The organism is Tenacibaculum agarivorans (assembly GCF_001936575.1).
Lineage (GTDB): Bacteria > Bacteroidota > Bacteroidia > Flavobacteriales > Flavobacteriaceae > Polaribacter > Polaribacter agarivorans.
This window is the reverse complement of record NZ_MSMP01000011.1, coordinates 138,591-159,120: the sequence shown is the minus strand read 5'-3', so window position 1 is coordinate 159,120 and position 20,530 is coordinate 138,591. Positions and strand designations below refer to the sequence as shown.

General features: G+C 29.8%; 20 protein-coding genes. 4 read left to right on the top strand and 16 right to left on the bottom strand.

Annotated features, from left to right (window positions below; all coding sequences use genetic code 11):
* Nucleotides 1-16: 16 nt before the first annotated feature.
* The 10 genes from BVC87_RS10590 to BVC87_RS10545 all read right to left on the bottom strand — a co-directional run bounded on the left by BVC87_RS10590 (nucleotide 17) and on the right by BVC87_RS10545 (nucleotide 9,679).
* The gene (locus BVC87_RS10590; RefSeq protein ID WP_075342346.1) at nucleotides 17-283 is read right to left on the bottom strand and encodes a TIGR03643 family protein; all 267 of its coding nucleotides are present in this window, start codon (nucleotides 281-283) and stop codon (nucleotides 17-19) included.
* A gap of 320 nt (nucleotides 284-603) precedes the next feature.
* Nucleotides 604-1,041: a hypothetical protein gene (locus BVC87_RS10585; RefSeq protein WP_075342345.1), complete on the bottom strand. Its 438-nt coding sequence runs from the start codon at nucleotides 1,039-1,041 to the stop codon at nucleotides 604-606.
* Entirely contained in the window at nucleotides 1,038-2,531 is a 1,494-nt protein-coding gene (locus BVC87_RS10580; protein WP_075342344.1) for a cryptochrome/deoxyribodipyrimidine photo-lyase family protein, read from the bottom strand. Before BVC87_RS10580 ends, BVC87_RS10585 begins: the two co-directional genes overlap by 4 nt.
* Nucleotide 2,532: 1 nt before the next feature.
* Nucleotides 2,533-4,038, bottom strand: a complete 1,506-nt coding sequence (locus BVC87_RS10575; protein WP_075342343.1) for a cryptochrome/photolyase family protein — start codon at nucleotides 4,036-4,038, stop codon at nucleotides 2,533-2,535.
* 92 nt (nucleotides 4,039-4,130) lie between these two features.
* Nucleotides 4,131-5,435, bottom strand: coding sequence for a DASH family cryptochrome (locus tag BVC87_RS10570; RefSeq protein WP_075342342.1), 1,305 nt, complete (start codon nucleotides 5,433-5,435; stop codon nucleotides 4,131-4,133).
* Nucleotides 5,411-5,554, bottom strand: coding sequence for a DUF2256 domain-containing protein (locus BVC87_RS10565; protein WP_075342341.1), 144 nt, complete (start codon nucleotides 5,552-5,554; stop codon nucleotides 5,411-5,413). Before BVC87_RS10565 ends, BVC87_RS10570 begins: the two co-directional genes overlap by 25 nt.
* Entirely contained in the window at nucleotides 5,554-6,972 is a 1,419-nt protein-coding gene (locus BVC87_RS10560) for an SDR family oxidoreductase (RefSeq protein ID WP_075342340.1), read from the bottom strand. The genes BVC87_RS10565 and BVC87_RS10560 overlap by 1 nt, the downstream gene beginning before the upstream one ends.
* A complete protein-coding gene (locus tag BVC87_RS10555) occupies nucleotides 6,972-7,604 on the bottom strand; it encodes a flavin reductase family protein (RefSeq protein WP_075342339.1) in 633 nt (210 codons plus the stop codon). The genes BVC87_RS10560 and BVC87_RS10555 overlap by 1 nt, the downstream gene beginning before the upstream one ends.
* On the bottom strand, nucleotides 7,591-8,913 hold the full coding sequence (locus tag BVC87_RS10550; protein ID WP_075342381.1) for an ABC1 kinase family protein: 1,323 nt from the start codon (nucleotides 8,911-8,913) through the stop codon (nucleotides 7,591-7,593). Before BVC87_RS10550 ends, BVC87_RS10555 begins: the two co-directional genes overlap by 14 nt.
* A gap of 109 nt (nucleotides 8,914-9,022) precedes the next feature.
* Complete coding sequence (locus BVC87_RS10545; RefSeq protein WP_075342338.1) at nucleotides 9,023-9,679, bottom strand: TetR family transcriptional regulator C-terminal domain-containing protein; 657 nt, start codon at nucleotides 9,677-9,679, stop codon at nucleotides 9,023-9,025.
* 151 nt (nucleotides 9,680-9,830) lie between these two features.
* Between BVC87_RS10545 and BVC87_RS10540 the strand changes: the two genes are divergently transcribed.
* Genes BVC87_RS10540 through BVC87_RS10525 form a run of 4 tightly spaced genes read left to right on the top strand, consistent with a single transcriptional unit; the run spans nucleotide 9,831 to nucleotide 14,945 of the window.
* Nucleotides 9,831-10,511: a TetR/AcrR family transcriptional regulator gene (locus BVC87_RS10540; RefSeq protein ID WP_075342337.1), complete on the top strand. Its 681-nt coding sequence runs from the start codon at nucleotides 9,831-9,833 to the stop codon at nucleotides 10,509-10,511.
* Nucleotides 10,501-12,165 carry a peptidase domain-containing ABC transporter gene (locus BVC87_RS10535; protein WP_075342336.1) on the top strand — a complete coding sequence of 555 codons (1,665 nt, stop codon included), beginning with the start codon at nucleotides 10,501-10,503 and terminating at the stop codon, nucleotides 12,163-12,165. The genes BVC87_RS10540 and BVC87_RS10535 overlap by 11 nt, the downstream gene beginning before the upstream one ends.
* A complete protein-coding gene (locus tag BVC87_RS10530; protein ID WP_075342335.1) occupies nucleotides 12,158-13,525 on the top strand; it encodes an HlyD family secretion protein in 1,368 nt (455 codons plus the stop codon). The genes BVC87_RS10535 and BVC87_RS10530 overlap by 8 nt, the downstream gene beginning before the upstream one ends.
* A gap of 4 nt (nucleotides 13,526-13,529) precedes the next feature.
* Nucleotides 13,530-14,945: a TolC family protein gene (locus tag BVC87_RS10525; protein ID WP_083629386.1), complete on the top strand. Its 1,416-nt coding sequence runs from the start codon at nucleotides 13,530-13,532 to the stop codon at nucleotides 14,943-14,945.
* A 56-nt stretch (nucleotides 14,946-15,001) separates the two neighbouring features.
* On the opposite strand, the gene BVC87_RS10520 is transcribed toward BVC87_RS10525, so the two are convergent.
* The 6 genes from BVC87_RS10520 to BVC87_RS10495 form a co-directional block, all read right to left on the bottom strand.
* A complete protein-coding gene (locus BVC87_RS10520) occupies nucleotides 15,002-16,081 on the bottom strand; it encodes a TonB family protein (protein ID WP_075342334.1) in 1,080 nt (359 codons plus the stop codon).
* 236 nt (nucleotides 16,082-16,317) lie between these two features.
* Nucleotides 16,318-17,400, bottom strand: coding sequence for an energy transducer TonB (locus tag BVC87_RS10515; protein ID WP_075342333.1), 1,083 nt, complete (start codon nucleotides 17,398-17,400; stop codon nucleotides 16,318-16,320).
* A gap of 380 nt (nucleotides 17,401-17,780) precedes the next feature.
* Nucleotides 17,781-18,323, bottom strand: coding sequence for a LysM peptidoglycan-binding domain-containing protein (locus tag BVC87_RS10510; protein ID WP_075342332.1), 543 nt, complete (start codon nucleotides 18,321-18,323; stop codon nucleotides 17,781-17,783).
* 20 nt (nucleotides 18,324-18,343) lie between these two features.
* Nucleotides 18,344-18,964 (bottom strand): trimeric intracellular cation channel family protein, encoded by a 621-nt coding sequence (locus BVC87_RS10505; RefSeq protein WP_075342331.1) that lies wholly within the window; start codon nucleotides 18,962-18,964, stop codon nucleotides 18,344-18,346.
* A gap of 16 nt (nucleotides 18,965-18,980) precedes the next feature.
* On the bottom strand, nucleotides 18,981-20,093 hold the full coding sequence (locus BVC87_RS10500; RefSeq protein ID WP_075342330.1) for a DEAD/DEAH box helicase: 1,113 nt from the start codon (nucleotides 20,091-20,093) through the stop codon (nucleotides 18,981-18,983).
* A 32-nt stretch (nucleotides 20,094-20,125) separates the two neighbouring features.
* Complete coding sequence (locus BVC87_RS10495; protein ID WP_075342329.1) at nucleotides 20,126-20,524, bottom strand: acyl-CoA thioesterase; 399 nt, start codon at nucleotides 20,522-20,524, stop codon at nucleotides 20,126-20,128.
* Between the last annotated feature and the right edge of the window lie 6 nt (nucleotides 20,525-20,530).

Here is a 20,530-nt window from a genome sequence, read left to right as displayed (position 1 = left end):
TTTAAACTCTAAACATTTATCGTTTAGAAACTTTATTATTTGATATATTTCTTTGTCTTGTGCACTTAAATCTTCCTTTCTCAAAAGGTCTTTTGGCTTGATGTTTAGTTGCTCTTCCTTGTACTCTTTTACGCCACATTCTAAAACTCGAAGGTTTCATTTCTTTTCGCATCAATTCAATAACTTCTTGCTCTTTTAATCCAAATTGAAATTGGATAGCGTCGAAAGTTGTACGATCCTCCCAAGCCATTTCTATAATTCTATCTATTTGTCTTTCTGTCATTTTTTAAGATTAGAGATAGAAGTTAGAAGCCTGAATTTTAAATTAGGGGATTTACATTGAGTTCAGGCTCCATACTTCATTCTTCACATTTTTAATACTTATTATTTATTAGTACACTAATATTCTATGTTTTACATATTATTTTTTTAGTAATCGATTATTGCATCTAACTTCAATTATTATTATATATATAAGGCTGAAAGTCTGAAGTTAGAAGCCTGACTTTTAGATTAGGGGATTTATATTTGAGTTCAGGCTCCATACTTCATTCTTCACATTTTAATATTTATTTATCATCATGATTTATTAGAGTTTTGATGCTATTTAAATAATGGTGAATCATAATAATCCAAGTTTAGATATTCGTTTTTATAATCAATCATTTTATCGATAAACTTTTTGTTCTCTGTATAATTTTTATTCTTTTTAAATTTTATAAAACTACCTTCTGCATGAATACTAAAGAAACTTGCATTATAGATTACTAGTTTATGATAAGGAATACACCATGAGAATCTTTCTAATCTATTGGTAAAATGTACCAGTATACCCTTGGGACGCATTTCGATATTGCCATAGTGCAATTCCGAGAATTGTTTTTTAGTTGTTTTTAATTTCTCACTAACTTCAGCAATCATAAATCTACCAGAACCAATACCTTTCATTTTTATTTTATTCAGTAATGAAAATGGTTTTCCTAATAGTTCTTTACTATGTACTAAAAAATCTTCGTTTGTGTATGTTGTATTAAAAATCATGAATCGTCTCTTAACATTCTACTTCTATTATTAATAGTATGCTTCTTTAAAATCCTAAGACTCTCCTTTCTTACTAAAAGATCGTCTTTCATATTCCATAAAATATCACTGGCTTTTTTCCTATTTTCTTTAATATCGACTATTGGAGTTGGATAATCTTTACCTAATATACATTTACTAAATTGCTGATCTAACGGTGTCATTAAATAAGGTTCATGTATGAAAGGAATAGGTAAATGTGCTATTTCAGGCACCCATTTTTTAATAAAGATTGCATCTGGATCATGTTCAATTCCATTTTTTGTAGGATTATAAATGCGTAAATTATTAATTCCAGTTTCTCCTGCTTGCATTTGTAACTGTGGAAAATGAATACCAGGTTCAAAATCTAAAAAATTTCGTGACAAATGATATGTAGCTTCTTGCCAAGGCTGCCAAAGAATATGTGTAAAGAAAGATACTAGCATAGCTCTCATTCTAAAATTTATATATCCTGTTGTATTTAGGCATCGCATAGCTGCATCGACTAAAGGAAATCCGGTTTGACCAGTTTCCCAAGCCACCTTATACGTTTCTGATATTGACTTTTTTAGTTTGTGATATCCTTTATTTACACTAGCATTTTCCATGGTACATTCCATTTCAAACTTTTGAATAAAATGTGCTTGCCAGCGTAAACGAGAAATAAATGCACCTAAATGCCTTTTACTTTCTGATGATTCTTTCACCTTTTTAGCTTTTTGAAACACTTCTCTAATAGATATATTCCCCCAAGCTATATATGGAGATAATCTACTACAACTACTTCTGGATGCTTCTGGTTTTGAAATATGAAACATGTAATTTTCATATCTTTTTTCAAAAAAACTATCAGCATATTTCCAAGCTGTAGTTCTCCCACCATATTGAAAGTTTGTACTTTTATCTGTTGTTAGATCGGTGGTATGAAAATAATCAGCTATTCTATTGATTTCAGAAACAGTTATAAAATCCTGGGTTGATGCTTGGAATTCCAATTGAGATTGATACATATATCGTTCCCATTTTTCAAACCAATCTTCTCTATTCAGTAAACCTCGTAAAACACCATTATTTATATTTTCTGTCCATACTATAGAGTTATTTCTACAGTATCTGGCGAATTCTTTGTCTCTATTAAATGTAACTAAAAGTCCTGTCTCTTGATGAGAAAATACTTCTGATATTTGATAATGATTCAGTAATTGATTAAAAACAGAGAATATTTCACCATTTACAGATAATACTTTGGTTTTATATTTTGCTAACTCTTCATTTAAATCTACTATAGATTGCTTAATAAAATCCCAATGACGATCACTGTAATGTGGGTCATTTAGTAAAAGGTTTTCAAAAACAAATAAAAATAGTACTCTTCTTCCTGATTCTAAAGCATTATAAATTGCTTCATTATCATGCAATCGTAAATCTCGTTTTAACCAAACTACTGATATATTTTCTTTCTGTTTCATACTATAACAAATCTAATTGTACCTCATTCTTTTTGTATAAATTTTCAAGGAATGAAGCTGCATTAGAAAAATGTTCATTCCTCTTTTCAGCTCCCATCTTATCTAAATTTCTAATCAACATATTTAACCTTGGATTTTTAGATAAAAATTCTCTATTCACATCCATAAAACGCCAAAATAGTCCATCCCAAATCTTTTGCCATTCTCCATTAGGGTAATCACTCATTTTTTTAATGTAATTACTACTACTTATGTAGGGTTTTGTAGACATTAATCCTCCATCAGCAAATAAACTCATACCATATACATTGGGTACCATTACCCAGTCATAAGCATCTATAAAGAGTTCCATAAACCATTTGTATACTTCATCAGGGTCAAATTCACAGAGCAACATAAAATTTCCAAGAATCATTAAACGTTCTATATGGTGTGCATATCCTGTTTTTATAATTTTTCTGATTGTGGTATCTACAGGTAGAATTCCTGTAGTTCCATTATAAAATGATTCTGGTATCTTTCTTTTATGATTCCAGAAGTTCTTAGTGCGTTCTTCTGTTCCTTTTACTTCGTAAACTCCCCTAATAAATTCACGCCAACCCAAAATTTGACGTATAAAACCTTCTAGCGAATTAATAGGTATGTCGTTTTTTAATGCATAATCAATAGCCTTTTGTATTACCTGAATTGGCTCTAACAATCCAACATTAATTAGTGGTGATAAAATACTGTGATTTAAAAAATGTTTATCTTTTACTATAGCATCTTCGTAATCGCCAAACTCATAAAATCGAATAGCAAAAAACTCTTGTAACCAAGTTTCCGCTTCTTCAAAAGTTGTAGGATAAATTTGCGTTGCATTAAGTAATCCAATATTATTGGTAAAATAGCTATCAGTATACTTTATTGCTTCTTGAAAATATTGGTTTTTACTAGGAAAAGTGATACTTGGAGGTGTTTTTCCTTTAGGATATTTTTTTCGGTTATCAACATCAAAAGTCCACTTCCCTCCTACAGGATCTCCATTGGTTACTAAAATATTTCTATCTACACGTTGTTTTTTGTAAAAAGAGGTTTGAAAAAACTTCTTTTTAGTGGATTTGAAAAAGGATTGTAAATCTTCTTTTGTATTTATAAATAATGGATTAGTGTATTCATGTAATTCAATTTTACTTTTGAAAACATGAATTCGTTTTTCTAACCAATTATCTGTTGGATTTATATAATGAACTTCCCCTACACCTTCTGCAATCAGTTTTGGAATGAATTTACGCACGTCAGAGTTGTCATGCTTAGCTTCTATATACTCGACAGAAAAGCCTTTACCTTTTAAATATCTTTCATAAAATTTCATGCTAGCTCTATGAAAAGCTAATTTTTGTTTATGAAAATTATATTGACTAAAAAACAAATATTCTTCTACTAAAAAAGCAACAGCATCTTTAGGGAAGAAATCAATGTTTTTAAACAATTGATGTGGGAATATTATAATTACTTTTTTATTCATTTTTATTTTTCATCCTTATACTTGTTCTCTTGTATCTTAATCTTTATGATGAAACTTTTAATTGCTATGTAATTACCTTTATATGTTGATCCTTAAAAAAGACTAGGCTGTAACCACAATCTTTGGAATTTACCATCAGCGTCATATCGTTCTGCCTGTAGTTTTACATTAAACTTTCTATCTCTTGGATCATTACCAACACCAGCTACATATTGCCAGTTTCCATAATTACTATGTACATCATAATCAATCAACATACTTTCAAAATATGCCGCACCAATTCTCCAATCCAATAACAGTTCTTTTGCAAAATATGAAGCTACATTTTGTCGTCCACGGTTACTCATCCATCCAGTTTTTTTCAACTCAATCATATTCGCATTCACAAAAGGCTCTGCTGTTTCTCCGTTAATCCATTGTTTTATTTTATGTTCATTTGAACTCCACTCATAAGGAACTTGTTTTATCCCTTCTATTTTGAATATATTGTTTTTATGCTTCAGTGATAAGTACTTGAAATAATCTCTCCATAGTAATTCAAAAATTAACCAATAGGTAGACTGATTACTTCCAAATTCTTTCTCGTAAGCTTTGACTTCCCAATAAATAGTTCTTGCTGAGATTGCACCATTAGCCAACCAAGGTGAAAACTTTGAGCTATAATCTACTCCGATTAATCCGTTTCTGGTTTTCTTATAAAAGGATAACTTTTTACTTTCAAAAAAGTAATGATGCATCCTTTTTTTAGCTGCATTTTCTCCTCCTGAATATGGAAAAGCTGTATTAGAAGGAACAGAAAAATCTTCAAAACCTAAATCTTTTAATGTAGGAATAATTGTATTCGTTTCAATAAGATTTGATTTATCCTTTGCTATGGGAAGGACTTCTTTTTGTATTGTTCCGTATTTTTCTAACTTTTTTCTAAATGCAGTAAATACTTCTGGAATTTTATTGATTTCCATGGGTATTTCATCTGGGTGAAATAAAAATTGATCATAATATTGATGAATTTCTATGTCATCAGGCAATGCTTCTGTTATTTTTTTGATTTCCCTCTCTTCTTCATGAGTAAACTCGTTTAGAAAGAAGAAAGCGTTTGCTTCGTGTGTCAGACAAAAAATCGGCAAAAAATGATGAGAATAGTCATGAGTAACGAAAAGAGGGATATTAAAATTCTTCAAATTTTCAGATAGATCTTGTACTGATTCTATTAAAAATTTAGCTCTATATTTTCCTATTTTTTTAAATCCAAATTGTTCTTTTTCAAAGTTCTTTTTATCAAAGCAATACACACCAATAACACGTTCATAATTTTCACAAGCATCATGTAGCGCTTTGTTATCTTGAACTCTAAGGTTATTTGTAAACCAAACTATGGCTGTTTTTTTGTGCTGCATTTTTTACTACAATATTTTACATTTTCCCAGTTTCTTTCCCATTTTTTTCTCCATGTAAATGGACGTTGACAAACAGGACAAATTTTACTAGGTAAGTGTTGTTTTTTTACATTCTTCACTATGGATTTACTAATGCGTTTATCATTCCTTTAAATACAAATGCGTGAAAAGGTAATACGGCATACCAATACATTCTACCCCATATTCCTTTGGGTCTAAATACTGCTCTTTGGTATAATTGATCTTTAACTATTTTAAATTCCAGCCAAGCTTCTCCAGGCAATTTCATTTCTGCGAACAATAACAATCGCTTTTGTTTTTTATCCGCTAATAACACGCGCCAAAAATCTAAAGGATCGCCTGGCTCCAAATATGTATTATGGGTTCTTCCTCTACGCAAACCAACACCTCCAAAGAGTTTATCTACATATCCTCTTATTTTCCATAACCAGTTGAAACTATACCAACCATTTTCACCTCCAATAGACCAAATTTTATCTATTGTAAAGTTTTCATCTATAATTTTCCTTGATCGAATATCTTTAAAACATCCATAATTTGGTACTTTGATGTGTGTATTCAACTGATCATTAAATACACCACTACTCATAGCATCTTTCCAACTTGATATTACTTCATTTTGTTCTATCTTTTGAAATGCTAAAGCCACAGCTTGTTTATATGTAATAGGATTTACATTTAGTTGTTTATTTATATCGCTGGGCTTAGCAACTACTTCTACCTTCATACTGTCCACTAAAGCTTTCGCTAAATTGAACGATGTAGAAGTAACAAAGTATAGCCAATATGAAGACATTTTGGGAGTAAGTACAGGCAAAGTGAAAATGTATCTTTTCAATCCTCTTACTTGAGCAAATTGAAGTAACATTTGTTTGTATGTCAATATTTCAGGGCCACAGATATCAAAGGACATATTATACGTTATATCATTACCCAAGGCATTACTTAAAAAACTCAATACATCTCTAATAGCTATGGGTTGTGATTTGGTATTCAACCATTTTGGAGTAATCATTACAGGTAGCTTTTCTACTATATCTCTAATAATTTCAAAAGAAGCACTCCCGCTACCTACAATAATTCCTGCTCTAAATGTAGTTAATGCATAACTATTAGACCCTAGTGTTTGTTCTACCTGATATCTAGATTGTAGATGCTTAGATAATGAATCGTCATTTACAATTCCACTTAAATAAATTACTTGCTTACAGTTGGTATTTTCTACTAGCATTTTAAAGTTCTGAGCACATTTTTGTTCTAAATCTTCAAAATGTGTTGCTGTAGTAGACATCGAATGAATAAGATAATAAGCTACATCAATATCTTTAGGAAAAGGTTCTAAATTATCATGTAGAAAATCAACTTTAATGAACTCTATATTATCTTCATACTCAATTTCATCAGGAATTCGATGTAAATCACGGACACAACAAACCAATTGATGTCCGGCTTCTAAAAGCTGTAACACCAAACGTTTGGCAATGTAACCTGTTGTTCCTGTGATTAAAATTTTCATTAAATACTATTTTCTATTTTTTTAGGTCGTTGATATTCATATCTAGTGAATAAATTAGGTATTGCATAACCATCTAAACCATTAATTGTAGCAACTCTACCCTTTGACAAGTTTAAAAAACCATCTTCTTGTAGCATTTCATCCTTCACATAAAAGAATTGAATTTCTCCAACAACCATTATAGTATCATTTGCTTTGATATAATATTCTTCTAAATACTTCATACCAATCTGTACTGGTGATTCTTGTACAAATGGTGCTAAAAAACCATTTTTATATTCAGGGGTTAAGCTCGTCATTTCAAATTCTGAAATTCCCTTATCGTATTTTGCTGAAGTATGATGTGCATCTTCGGCAATAGTTTGCGTGATATGATTGATTGTATAAAAACCTGTTTCTTTTAGATTTTCATACGTATTTCTAGGAACAGTTGTAGGACGTAAAATAAATCCTAATACTGGTGGTGTAGATCCTAAATGTACTACAGAACTAAATACCGCAACGTTTTCTTGACCTTCAGGAGAAATACTACCTAATAAGTTAGCTGATTTATAACCAGAAAGGCTATTCATTAGATTTATTCTATGAATTTTATCAAAATTGTCTATATCTTCTCTATTAAAAAACGCCATCGTATTGTGTAAAGTTGTTAATCTTAATATTCTTTGCTTTCAAATCGTGCATTAAATTGTATAAACCAAAAAATGTTCTGTTGATATAAATAAAATGCTTAGATCCTCTATTTCCATTCATGTTTCTTAGTTCTGTGCTCTTAGAATATTTAGTCCCAAGTTCGGTGATCTTCCCAAAAAACGTTTCATCTGAAAAATCAAATTCTTTGGTATTGAAAGGTTGAGTGAATAGGCTTAGCATTTCATGGAACATATCTGTAAAAAAAGCTAGTTCTTCAGGAGTATCATCTTCTCTAAGAATTTCTAATTCATATAGTTTTTCTACAAAGAACTCTGGGTCAGAAATATTTTCTTTTTTTGCCAATTCAAAATAAGGTTTATAAAACTCTTCAGGTACAGCTTTCATACAGCCAAAATCTAAAACAATGAGTTCATTATCTTTAGACACTAAAAAATTCCCAGGATGTGGATCTGCATGTACTTTTTTCAAAATATGCATTTGATACATATAAAAGTCCCATAGTGCTTGTCCTAATTGATTAGCTTTCTCCTGATCTTTATTCACTGCTGTAAATTCAGATAGGTGGACACCTTCCATCCAATCCATCGTAATAATTCTGTCCGAAGAAAAATCTTTATAATAGTTTGGAAACCTTAAATTGTTAATATGCTTGCAAGATTCTACAATAGACTGACTTTGCTCTACCTCCAGTATATAATTTGTTTCTTCAATGAGCTTATTTTCTACCTCTTTAAAGTACTTATCACTATCCTTGCCTCTTATGTTAAACATTTTAATAGCAATCGGTTTTACTAAAGCCAAATCAGAAGAAATACTTTCTGCCACACCTGGATATTGGATTTTAACCGCATATTTTTTTCCTTCTTTTTCTGCTAGGTGAACCTGACCAATACTAGCACCACTTACCGCATTCAGATTAAACTTGTCAAATAATTCATTAGGTGCTTTACCAAAATACTTTTTGAATGTTTTTTTCACTAAAGGAGCAGATAAAGGTGGCACTGAAAATTGAGACAGCGAAAATTGCTCAACGTATGCTTGCGGCAAAATTCCTTTTTCCATACTTAACATTTGTGCTACTTTTAAAGCACTACCCTTCAATTGCTTTAAACCATTATAAATATCTTCAGCATTATCTTTATTTAATTGTTCTTTGGCTTCATCTTCACCATTTACTAGTTTACTTCCATAATATTTTAAATAATTCACTCCTACTTTAGCACCTGTTTGTACTAATTTTGAAGCTCTTTGTATTTTAGAAGTGGGTATATTATCTATTGTCTTCATTTGTTTATTTTTTAATTCAGAAGATTCAAAAAAAATTGAATCTTTATTAAAACTCTCACACATAAAATCATTTCAAAGTATAAACTCGAAATGACTAACCCTAATTAATTTATGATTTCATTAAATTCTCTTTTAATAAAAACTTTCCTAAGTCTATAACACTTTTAATTGGTGCTATATTAAGTATATCAAAGCTCGCATTTACTGCTTTTTCAATAAACAAGTCTGTTTTCTCAAAAGAAGCAGAAGTATCTTCCATCCAAAATTTCATAGTAATTATAAGTTGAGCCCAAGCACTCTCACTAATGGCTCTGTCTTGTATTTTTTCTAAGCGTTCTTGCTTTACTTCTAATTTCTCAATAGGTAAATTATCTACATACTTTTTAAAATGTTTACGTAATTCACCAAGAGATTTGATTGCATTTAATTTTGAATTGTTTTGCTGAAGTGCATAGACTACATAACTCCTATTAGCTGTTAGGAGCTCAAAAAAAGTATAATAAAAACTCAACAATTGATTTCTTGCATCAAAGGTTTCGTATTCTTCACTTTTATGAAGTAAACTTATAGTATTTTCAAAAAAAGCAGTAAAAATTGACTTTTTCACCGCTTCGAAGGAAGTAAAACTTTGATAAAATAACTGCTCATCAAAATTATTTTCTTTTGCAAATTTGTATACAGACTTTGGATCTTCATTGTGCTCTAACACATAATCCATATACATAGTTATTATATCTTGTTTGCTAATATTTTTCTTTTTAGCCATTATAAACTGATTTTAATTGCATTATATGCTTTAGTCACTTCAAAGATACTTATTTTATGTTTAATTTAAAAGCAAAAAGGTTAAACAATAATATTATTTTAACTTTTTATTAATAGTATTACTATTATATTTGCAAAAAAAACAATCAATAATGGATAAATTACTTTCAAGCATAAAGATTGAAGTACCTGAAGGGATTTATTTAAAGAACCCTGAGTCTTCAACATTAGGAAAAAAGATAGTCGAAAACAGTATTATTCTTATAGAAGAAATTGGTTTTGAAAATTTCAACTTTAAAAAACTAGGAACTAAAATAGGTTCTAATGAAAGTTCTATTTACCGTTATTTTGAAAGTAAACACAAACTACTCATCTACTTAAGCTCTTGGTATTGGAGATGGTTAGAGTATCAACTCGTTATTGAAACATTCAGCATTAAAGATGCTAAAGAAAAAGTTATCAAAGCTGTTGAAATTGTAACTAGAACAACCCAAGAAGATCAGAATTTCTCTCACATTAATGAGGTATTATTAAATAAAATTATCATCAATGAAAATTCAAAATCATATTTAACCAAAAGTGTAGATTCTGAAAACAAAGAAGGGTATTTCCTCCCTTACAAAAGAGTAGTAAGACGATTGGCTGAAATTATTTCAGAATATAATAAAGACTATGAATACCCTTTAAGCCTGGCTAGTTCTATTACAGAAGGAGCTTTACATCAACAATTTATGAAACAACATTTCACTACTATTACCAATTGTAACGAATCGGTTACACCAACTCAATTTTATACTCACTTAGTTATAAAAACACTTGCTAATGACAACTAATTCTTTATCTCCATGGAAACGATTTGTTGGTTTGATACAACTTGAACGAAAAGACACTTTCCAAATTGCATATTTTGCTATTTTTGAAGGTCTAGTAGCCCTCTCATTACCATTAGGTATACAAGCTATTATAAATTTATTACAGGGTGCACAAGTATCTGCTTCTTGGGTTGTTTTAGTTTTCTTAGTAACCTTAGGAGTTGCTTTTTCCGGAACACTAAAACTAATGCAACTAAGAATTATAGAAACTATTCAACAACGAATATTTACTAGAGCTTCTTTTGAATTAAGTTACCGTTTTCCTAAAATTAAAATGAAAGAGCTAGAACATTACTATTTACCTGAACTAGCCAATCGTTTTTTTGATACATTAACTATTCAAAAAGGATTATCTAAAATTTTAATTGATGTTCCTTCTGCATTCTTACAAATTGTGTTTGCACTATTTCTACTTTCTTTTTATCATCCTTTCTTTATCATTTTTGGTATTCTACTAATACTTTTAGTCTACATCGTATTTAAGTTTACTGCTCAAAGAGGAATAGATACTAGTTTACAAGAATCTAAGAATAAATATAAAGTTGTGCATTGGTTACAAGAAGTAGCTAGATCTGTTATTAGTTTCAAATTATCAGGAAAAACTAATCTTGCACTTCAGAAAAATGATGAATTAGTAAAAGAATACTTAAACTCTAGAGAAAGCCACTTTAAAATTCTAGTCTTACAATTCATCCAAATGATTAGTTTTAAAGTATTAGTAACCGCTGGACTTTTATTAATTGGAGGATATTTAGTACTGGATCAAAAAATGAACATCGGGCAGTTTGTTGCAGCAGAAATTATTGTAATCTTAGTTATCAGTTCAGTAGAGAAATTAATTTTAGGCTTAGAATCCTTTTATGACGTATTAACTTCTATTGAAAAATTAGGACAGGTTACAGATAAGTCTATAGAGAATCAAAAGGGAGAAATTATAGAAGAAGAACTTCATATTTCTATAGAAAACGTTACCTACAAAGCGCACACCAGAAATGAACCTATTTTAAATGATGTCTCTTTTGAAATCAATCAAAAAGATCGAATTTTAATTGAAGGAAAGAGTGTATCAAGTAAAGCTAGTTTTTTACGACTAATCCCTGGATTAATTGAACCAACTTCTGGCTCAGTACATGTTAATAATTTATCTATAGACAGCCTTAACATAAAAGATTACAGATCTAAACTTGGTATTTCATTTTTAAATGAAACACCATTTGAAGGTACACTAAGAGAAAACATTACTTTAAATGACCCTAACATTTCCGATAAAGAAATTTATGAAATTTTTGAAGTTGTAGGATTAGTAGACTTTTTAAAACTACAACCCAATGGTTTAAATACAGTTATAGAGCCAGAAGGAAGACAAGTAGCTTACTCAATTAATAAAAAAATAATCTTAGCAAGAGCTATAGCAAAAAAACCTAAACTTTTGATTTTAGAAGATCCAGTATACCAACTAAAAACAAAAGAAGTGGAACGCATTGTTAACTATATTACTGACCCTATTAGACCTTGGGGATTAATTGTAGTAAGTAACGATAGTACCTGGAAAGAAAAATGTAGTAAACACCTTTGTTTAGATAATGGAAATTTAAAAATAAACAGCTATGCTTAATATATCAAAAAATTCAATTGCTAACGATATTGATATTACTAAATACGATTCTGGAAAAGAGATTTTTTCCGTTGAATATCATAAAAGTTTTAGAAAGTTCTTGCTAGCTTTTTCAGTAATACTTTTGATTATATTGTTTTTACCATGGACACAAAATATTTCAAGTAAAGGAAATGTTACCACATTAAAACCTAATCAAAGACCACAGACATTGCAATCACAAATTCCTGGTAGAATTGAAGAGTGGTATGTTCGAGAAGGAGATTTTGTAAAAAAAGGAGATACAATTCTTAGAATTTCTGAAGTTAAAAGTGAATATTTTGACGGTCAACTTGCCAGACGAACGCAAGATCAGTTGAATATTAAAACACAATCTATTGGTGCGTATCGAAATAAAGTAACAGCTTTAGAAAATCAGATCAAAGCTTTACAAAGCGAAAGAACTTTAAAACTAAAACAGGCAAAAAATAAACTGATACAAGCACATTTAAAAGTAAAAAGTGATAGTATTGATTTAGAAGCTATTAAAACTAAGAGTTCTATAGCTGAAACACAATTGAATCGTGTTATTGAACTTCAAAAAGAAGGGATAAAGGCCGTGAAAGATGTTGAAGATAAAAGAGCTAAATTTCAGGAAGCTAATGCTAAATTAATCTCTCAACAGAATAAATATTTGACTTCTCAGAATAATGTAATTAATACCGAGTTAGCTATTACTACTCTTAATGCAACTTATCAAGATAAAATCTCAAAAGCTGAAAGCAATTTATTTACTGCTCGATCTGCTACTTTAGATACCGAAGTACAAGTATCAAAATTAGAAACTAGTGTAGCAAACTATACTAAAAGAACAAGTTTACTATATATAACAGCTCCACAAGATGGTTATATTAACAAAGCAATAAAAGGCGGAATTGGTGAAACATTTAAAGAAGGAGAGCAATTGGTTGGTATTATGCCTGCTAATTATGAGTTAGCTGTTGAAATGTTTGTAAGACCAATTGATTTACCATTAATTCATATAGATGAAGATGTTCGAATTGAGTTTGATGGTTGGCCTGCAATTGTATTTAGTGGTTGGCCAAATGTTTCTTATGGAACTTACGGAGCAAAGGTAGTAGCTATAGAAAACTTTATTAGTGATAATGGTATGTACAGAGTACTTTTAGCGCCAAATAAAGATACTGCAGCTTGGCCTGAGGCAATTAGAGTAGGTTCGGGCGCTAAAACAATTGCGTTGTTAGATAATGTTCCTATTTGGTTTGAATTATGGAGACAAATTAACAGCTTTCCTCCTAACTTCTATCAACCTCAAAAGAAAGAAAAAAAAGAAGATAAACTTAAGCTAAAAATAAAATAGTCATATGAAAAGTAAGTTATTACTCTTATTGTCATTGTCTATTTACACATTAATAGGGCAAACTGATAATAACAATATACTTCTATTAGAAGAGTATATTGGGTATGTAAAACAGTTCCACCCCATTGTAAAGCAGGCGAAATTAATTAGTACCGAAGGAGAAATTAAGTTGTTAAAAGCTAGAGGTGCTTTCGATCCTAAGATTGCTGTAGATTATGATAGAAAAAAGTTCAAGAAAACAGAATATTTTGATAAGTTAAATTCTACATTCAAAATACCAACTTGGTACGGCATAGAATTTAAAGCTAATTATGAAAACAACTCTGGAATTTTTCTAAATCCAGAGCGTAATGTACCTGATGAAGGTTTATATGGGATTGGTGTATCACTTTCTTTAGCAAAAGGTTTATTGACTAACGAAAGAATGGCTACATTGAAAAGAGCTAAGTTGTATACTAAACAAGCTATTGCTAAACAACAATTACAAGTAAATGAAATTCTTTATAATGCAATTACTACGTATTTTGAGTGGCTTAAAAATTATCAAACTCAAATTGTTTATGAAGATTTTCTTAAGAATGCCAATAATCGTTTAAACATTGTAAAGAAGAGTTATTTTGCGGGTGACAAACCAGCTGTAGACACACTTGAAGCTAGTATTAATCTAAAAAACAGAAAACTTGATTTAGAGAAAGCAAAATTATCTTATATAAAATCAAAGTTAAAGCTTGCTAATTATTTATGGTTAAGTGATAATATTCCTTTAGAATTAGAAACCTCTGTTATACCTGATGTTAATACCTTTAAAAATATTGACGGTGCTTTAAATATTGAAACGAACACACTAGACTCTATTAATAATGATAATCACCTTAAAATAAAATCTTTAGAGTACGAAAAGCAAAGTTTAATTGTAAATAAGCGATTAAAAATGAATAATCTACTTCCAAAAATAGATGTAGAATATAATTTTTTAACTCCTAAGTTTAATGAGTTAACCAATTTCAACACTAATAATTACAAGGGAGGTATAAACTTTTACATCCCATTGTTTTTAAGAAAAGAACGTTCGGAACTCAAGTTAGCAAAACTGCAATTACAAGATATCGAATTTGTTATCTCCGCTAATAAAGTGGATTTGAATAACAAGATGAAAACAATTGATAATGAAATTTCTTCTACTTTAAGACAAAATGAAACTTTAGAAGAGTTGGTCAATGATTATAAAAATCTTGTAAAAGCTGAAGAGCGTAAATTCATTTTAGGTGAAGGTTCTTTATTTTTAATTAATTATCGAGAAGTAAAATTAATTGAAACACAACTTAAGCTTATAGACACTAATAATAAGTTTCTAAAATCCAAAGCTTCATTATACAGAATGCTTAGTAACCAAGACAATAATGAAAAAACCATCCAATAATTTGGATGGTTTTACTTAAGTTAAAAACCTGTATTATTTATTATTGTGTTAAAAATTTAATCTAATCTGAAATCAACAGGGAACGAATAAGTAGTATTCACTTTTTTCCCATCTTTTTTAGCAGGTACAAAATCAGGTAATTTCTCAACTAAGTTTGCTGCAGCAGTTTCTAATATTTTACCCCCAGCTGGTCCTTTAGCTTCAACATTAACTACTTTACCTTCTGCATTTATTATGAATTTAATAGTTACCATGCCTTCAATTTCCCTATCTATTGCTAAACTAGGATATGCAAAATTGTCTTGTATGTGTTGTACCAAATTCTTGTTAAAGCATTGTAATGATTTGTCACCCGATTTTTGACAAGATTTAAATTGAGGAATTTCCTGTACCATTGCAAAATCATAAGTTACTTCAGTTTTTTCAACCTTTTTACTTACTTTTCTAACGTTTGATGGTCTTACACCTGGAATTCTGAATGTAATAGGTAAACCATATTTTACTGCTACTGCTTTTCCTAAGTGTTTACCTGGTATAAATTGTGGCAATTTCTTCATTATTCTCTCTGCTTCTTTTCCTAATTGCTCCCCTTTATAAGGCGAAATTACTTTCATTTGTCCTACATTTCCTTCTTTATCAATTAAGAAATGTACTAAAACTCTTCCTTGAACTCCCCTATCGTAAGCTTCTTCAGGATATCTCAAGTTTTTTCTAATATGATTCGATAACGTTTCTTTAAAACATTTTTCTTGCCTGTATGTTGGCTCTTTTTCACATCCTTTAAATAAAGGAATCTCATCAGCGTAATCAAAAGGAACCATAGCTACCTCACTTGTATTACTTACATTTAAAGTATTAATTACATCTGTCTTCTTTTTAATACTCGCTAATTTGTGACTATAATCACTTGTCATCACTCCTGTAGCTTCGTCTCTTTTTCTAACTACCCTTCTTCTTGAAGTTACCTGAACTGTTACTTTCTTAGCTTGTTTGTCATCAGCATCCTTCGTAGAACATTTCGTTATACTATTAAGGTCTAGCGCTGGTTCATCTATTGAGTTGTTACATGTTTTATTAGATTGTGCAGAAACACCAAAAACAAATAGCATTACACATATAGCAGTGATTTTATACATAATACGGGGAATTTAGGGATTATGATACTAATTTAACATTTCAATCTATGTTAAATTAACGTTATGTAGCAAATAACGTTTTAGTATAGACGAATGGTAATTGTGTTACGACGAATTGCTCTTTACATTCAAAAAACAAACATATCATATTGATTTTAAAATAGTTAAAAAACAATAAAAAAACCACTCAAAACAATGAGTGGTTTATAAATAACAAAAGTTATTCTTATGTAAAATTAATTCAATTTAAAATCTACAGGGAAAGAATATTTAGCATTAACCTTCCTTCCACTTTTTTGTGCTGGTTGAAATTCTGGTAGCTTTTCAATCAACTTAATTGCAGCATCTTCTAATATTTTTCCATTAGCAGGACCTTTCGCTTCAATATTTGCCACCTTACCTTTATCATTAATTATAAACTTAATGGTAACTGTACCTTGGATTTCACTGTCAATTGCAGCTGTTGGATAAGCAAAATTATCTTGTATGTGTTGCACTAAATTTTTATTAAAGCATTGTAAAGATTTATCAGCAGCTTGTTTACATGTACTAAATTGTGGGATCACTTCTAAATCAGAGAATTCATACGTTTTATCGGTTACAATTACCTTCTTACTTACTTTTCTAATATTAGTACGCTTTACGCCCGGTATTTTAAAAGTAATAGGTAAACCATATTTAATTGTTGTTAAACTTCCACCATGCTTACCTGGTATAAATTGAGGCAACTTTTTAATGATTCTTTTAGCTTCTTTACCTAGTATTTCTCCTTTGTAAGGGGAAATTGCTTTAATATTTTCTACTTTTCCTTCCTTACTAATTACAAAATGTACCAGTACTCTACCTTGAATACCTTTTTCATACGCCTCCACAGGGTACTTCATGTTCTTTCTAATATGATTTGCTAATTTAGATTTAAAACACTTTTCTTGTTGGTATATCGGTGCACTCTCACATTTTTTGAATAATGGAATTTCATCTGCATAGTTAAAAGGAACAATTGCGGTATTATTCTTACTAACATTTAAAGTATTGATAATATCTGTTTTCTTTTTCATGCTTGCAATTTTATGAGAGTAATCACTAGTCATTACTCCAGTAGCAGCATCTCTTTTCCTCACAACTCTTCTTCTGGAAGTTACTTCGACTGTAACTTTTTTTGCAGACTTTTCATTTGAATCTTTAATCGCACATTTTGTAATACTATTAAGATCTAGAGCAGGCTCATCAACTGGATTATCACAAGTTTTATCAGATTGTGTAAAAGCGTTGGAAGTTATAAATAATACTATTAATAACAGGGTAATTTTTTTAACCATAGTACTAAGGGATTAGGCTTACATTATATGATTGGTAAAATATATTGTAATGGGTTAGACAATAGTTGAAAACAATAAGTGATAAAGGTTTTATTGATTTAATTCTTAATAAATATAGGAAAGAATTTCAATAAAACAAAATTATGTTTATTTTTTTAACACTAAAAATAAACAATCACTAAATAAAACACACTTAAAATATTAATTAAACAAAAGCAATTTAAATCATAAAAAAATCACTTTTATAATGAAAAACCTAGATAAACACTGGCTTTCGTGGCTGTACAACGATTAACTGTTATTTATAAAACACTAATAAACAACCAACTATAAGTAGCTATAGTTTTCACAGTAAAATTTTTCAAAAAATATTTTTAAAATTAGTGGATTCTTAATTTTTGCCCTGTAAAAATAGCATTACTTTTTAATCCATTAACTTCCTTTAAATAAGCAACGGATACTTTATATCTCTTTGAGATACTAAATAATGTTTCTCCAGATGTTACTATATGAAGATCTTTGTTTGAATTTACTGAAGACTCTACTGTTTCTATTGCTTCTTTTTCATTGGGGTTTTCTTCATAACCAATCACAACTTCATCTCCTACCTCAATAGCATCAAAATTAACCATGCTATTTAATCGATACAATTGAGCTAAATTCATATTATATGTTCTAGCAATACTACTTAAAGTCTCTCCTTTTTTAACCACATGTGTTATGGTTGGATCATATTCAACAACTTTTTCAGGTTTTTTAGCTGCATTTTTTGGAAATTTGGTAGACACATCGCCTGTAATTAGGTTCATGTAAGCTACTTTTCCATCAAGTAAGATTTGATCCCAACCTTCAGGTAATTTTTTCTGTTGAGAAAATGCGAAAACTGAAGTTAAAATAAATAGTACGAGGTTAATTTTATTCATTTCAATCCATTTAAATGTGATTATGATGTAAACACATCATCTCTAATTTTTGGCAATTCTAATTTATAAATTACAGATAATGTTCTCACTAAAATTATAATAATAGCTGAACATATAAAATTTAAATTATCATCAACATTTAATTTCAATAACAATAAATATACCAAGCCACCTAGTAAACAAGCAGAAGCATAGATTTCTTTTTTAAAAATTAAGGGAACTTCTCTAGATAAAACATCACGGATTACACCTCCAAATACTGCAGAAACCATTCCCATGATAATAGCTACAACAGCAGGCAAATCATAACTTAATCCTTTTTGTAAACCTAGGAGTGTAAACACACTGATTCCTATGGTGTCAAATAAAAAGAAAGTTTTTCTAAGAGGTTCAATTTTCTTTTTAAACAGAAAAGTAAAAACTACTGCAACTGCGATAGTTTTGATATAATTTAAATCTCCTATCCAATTGATAGGATGTGCATCTATTAAAATATCTCTTAACATTCCTCCACCAACAGCAGTAACAAAAGCTAAAATAATGACTCCGAAAAGATCAAACTCTTTTTTAGAAGCTACTAAAGCACCACTTATTGCAAATGCAAAAGTCCCTAAGATATCTATGACATAAATTACATCCATCTCCTAAATTGACTTACTACTTCTTAATAAATTGAATATTTAATCTTTTTTGTATTTGATGAATATGTTCTAATTCGCTTGGTAACACAAAGGCTTGTGATATTCCTCTATTTCCACCTCTTGCTGTACGTCCGCTTCTATGAGTATAATACTCTAACTTTTCTGGTAACTTATGATGAATTACAAAATTCAAATTTTGTACATCTATACCTCTTGCAGCAACATCTGTAGCAATTAAATATTGTAATGATTGATTTTTAAACGCTCTCATTACCTTATCTCGCTCTATCTGTTTCATATCTCCTTCTAAAACACCTACAGTAAATCCTTCTTCTAGTAATTCATTGGTTAACTTTCTAGCACCAGCTTTAGTTCTCGCAAAAAGAATACCTCGTTCCTCTTGTCTTCCTTCTAAAAAAGAAATAATTGCATCTGTTTTATTTGCTGAAGATACTATGGTATAATAATGTGTAATATTCTCATTAACCATGGAAGCCGGATTGATCTCAACACGTTTTGCATTTATATTCATGTAATTTTTTACAATCCTTTTAATTTCATCTGGCATTGTTGCAGAAAATAACCAAGTATTTCGTTCTCCAGAGGTATATTTTAAGATTCTATTAATTTCCAATTTAAAGCCCATACTCAACATTTCATCAGCTTCATCTAGAACTAAGGTTTTTATATTTTTCAAATTGATTTCTCCTCTTTCAATTAAATCAATAAGTCTTCCTGGAGTAGCGACTACAATATGAGTGGTTCTTTGTAGATTTTTAATTTGTTTATCAATTTTTTCACCACCATATACCGCTTCAACAAAGATTTTACCATCTACATATTTTGTAAACTTAAATAGTTGTTTTTTAATCTGTTGAACCAATTCTCTAGTTGGTGATAAAATCAACGCCTGAATTGTATCTGAACTTGGTTTTATTTGATGTAAAATAGGTAAGCCAAAAGCAGCAGTTTTACCCGTTCCTGTTTGAGCTAACCCTATAAAATCAGCCTTTTCTTCTAGTAAAAAAGGGATTGTTTTTTCTTGAATCTCCGTTGGTTTTTTAATTCCCAACTCATTTAACCCTTTAACAAAATCTTTACGAACACCTAAATCTGAGAATGTTGACATATACTTATTTTAAGCCACAAAGATAGTTTTATTTAAGCTGGAGATAACAAATTAAAGATATCTTCTGTGATTCTTGTAGGACGTAAGGTTTTATTATTTAGTAAGCACCAAGTGGTTTGTGCTTTTACCAATAATTTATCTTCTTTAAAAATTTCAACATGGCGAATGGATTTTACTCCTTTAGTTTCTCCAACCCAAGTTTTTAAGGTAATCTTTTCATTTAAGGTGGCCTGACCTAAATAATCAATTTCATGTCTTAAAACTACCCAAATTAAATCTTTAGCATCACTATTTTTAGTAAGATGTTGCCAATGTAATGTTGCAATGTCTTGTACCCATTGCAAATAAACCACATTATTTACATGATCTAAGTCGTCTATTTCACTAGAAACTACTGTTCTTGTTGTACTAAAAACTTTATCTGAATTCATGACTAC

Excerpts from the sequence above, each read along its gene's own strand:
- BVC87_RS10590 (WP_075342346.1), bottom strand. The coding sequence starts at position 283 with ATGACAGAAAGACAAATAGATAGAATTATAGAAATGGCTTGGGAGGAT.
- BVC87_RS10585 (WP_075342345.1), bottom strand. The coding sequence starts at position 1,041 with ATGATTTTTAATACAACATACACAAACGAAGATTTTTTAGTACATAGT.
- BVC87_RS10580 (WP_075342344.1), bottom strand. The coding sequence starts at position 2,531 with ATGAAACAGAAAGAAAATATATCAGTAGTTTGGTTAAAACGAGATTTA.
- BVC87_RS10575 (WP_075342343.1), bottom strand. The coding sequence starts at position 4,038 with ATGAATAAAAAAGTAATTATAATATTCCCACATCAATTGTTTAAAAAC.
- BVC87_RS10570 (WP_075342342.1), bottom strand. The coding sequence starts at position 5,435 with ATGCAGCACAAAAAAACAGCCATAGTTTGGTTTACAAATAACCTTAGA.
- BVC87_RS10560 (WP_075342340.1), bottom strand. The coding sequence starts at position 6,972 with ATGAAAATTTTAATCACAGGAACAACAGGTTACATTGCCAAACGTTTG.
- BVC87_RS10555 (WP_075342339.1), bottom strand. The coding sequence starts at position 7,604 with ATGGCGTTTTTTAATAGAGAAGATATAGACAATTTTGATAAAATTCAT.
- BVC87_RS10550 (WP_075342381.1), bottom strand. The coding sequence starts at position 8,913 with ATGAAGACAATAGATAATATACCCACTTCTAAAATACAAAGAGCTTCA.
- BVC87_RS10545 (WP_075342338.1), bottom strand. The coding sequence starts at position 9,679 with ATGGCTAAAAAGAAAAATATTAGCAAACAAGATATAATAACTATGTAT.
- BVC87_RS10540 (WP_075342337.1), top strand. The coding sequence starts at position 9,831 with ATGGATAAATTACTTTCAAGCATAAAGATTGAAGTACCTGAAGGGATT.
- BVC87_RS10535 (WP_075342336.1), top strand. The coding sequence starts at position 10,501 with ATGACAACTAATTCTTTATCTCCATGGAAACGATTTGTTGGTTTGATA.
- BVC87_RS10530 (WP_075342335.1), top strand. The coding sequence starts at position 12,158 with ATGCTTAATATATCAAAAAATTCAATTGCTAACGATATTGATATTACT.
- BVC87_RS10525 (WP_083629386.1), top strand. The coding sequence starts at position 13,530 with ATGAAAAGTAAGTTATTACTCTTATTGTCATTGTCTATTTACACATTA.
- BVC87_RS10520 (WP_075342334.1), bottom strand. The coding sequence starts at position 16,081 with ATGTATAAAATCACTGCTATATGTGTAATGCTATTTGTTTTTGGTGTT.
- BVC87_RS10515 (WP_075342333.1), bottom strand. The coding sequence starts at position 17,400 with ATGGTTAAAAAAATTACCCTGTTATTAATAGTATTATTTATAACTTCC.
- BVC87_RS10510 (WP_075342332.1), bottom strand. The coding sequence starts at position 18,323 with ATGAATAAAATTAACCTCGTACTATTTATTTTAACTTCAGTTTTCGCA.
- BVC87_RS10505 (WP_075342331.1), bottom strand. The coding sequence starts at position 18,964 with ATGGATGTAATTTATGTCATAGATATCTTAGGGACTTTTGCATTTGCA.
- BVC87_RS10500 (WP_075342330.1), bottom strand. The coding sequence starts at position 20,093 with ATGTCAACATTCTCAGATTTAGGTGTTCGTAAAGATTTTGTTAAAGGG.
- BVC87_RS10495 (WP_075342329.1), bottom strand. The coding sequence starts at position 20,524 with ATGAATTCAGATAAAGTTTTTAGTACAACAAGAACAGTAGTTTCTAGT.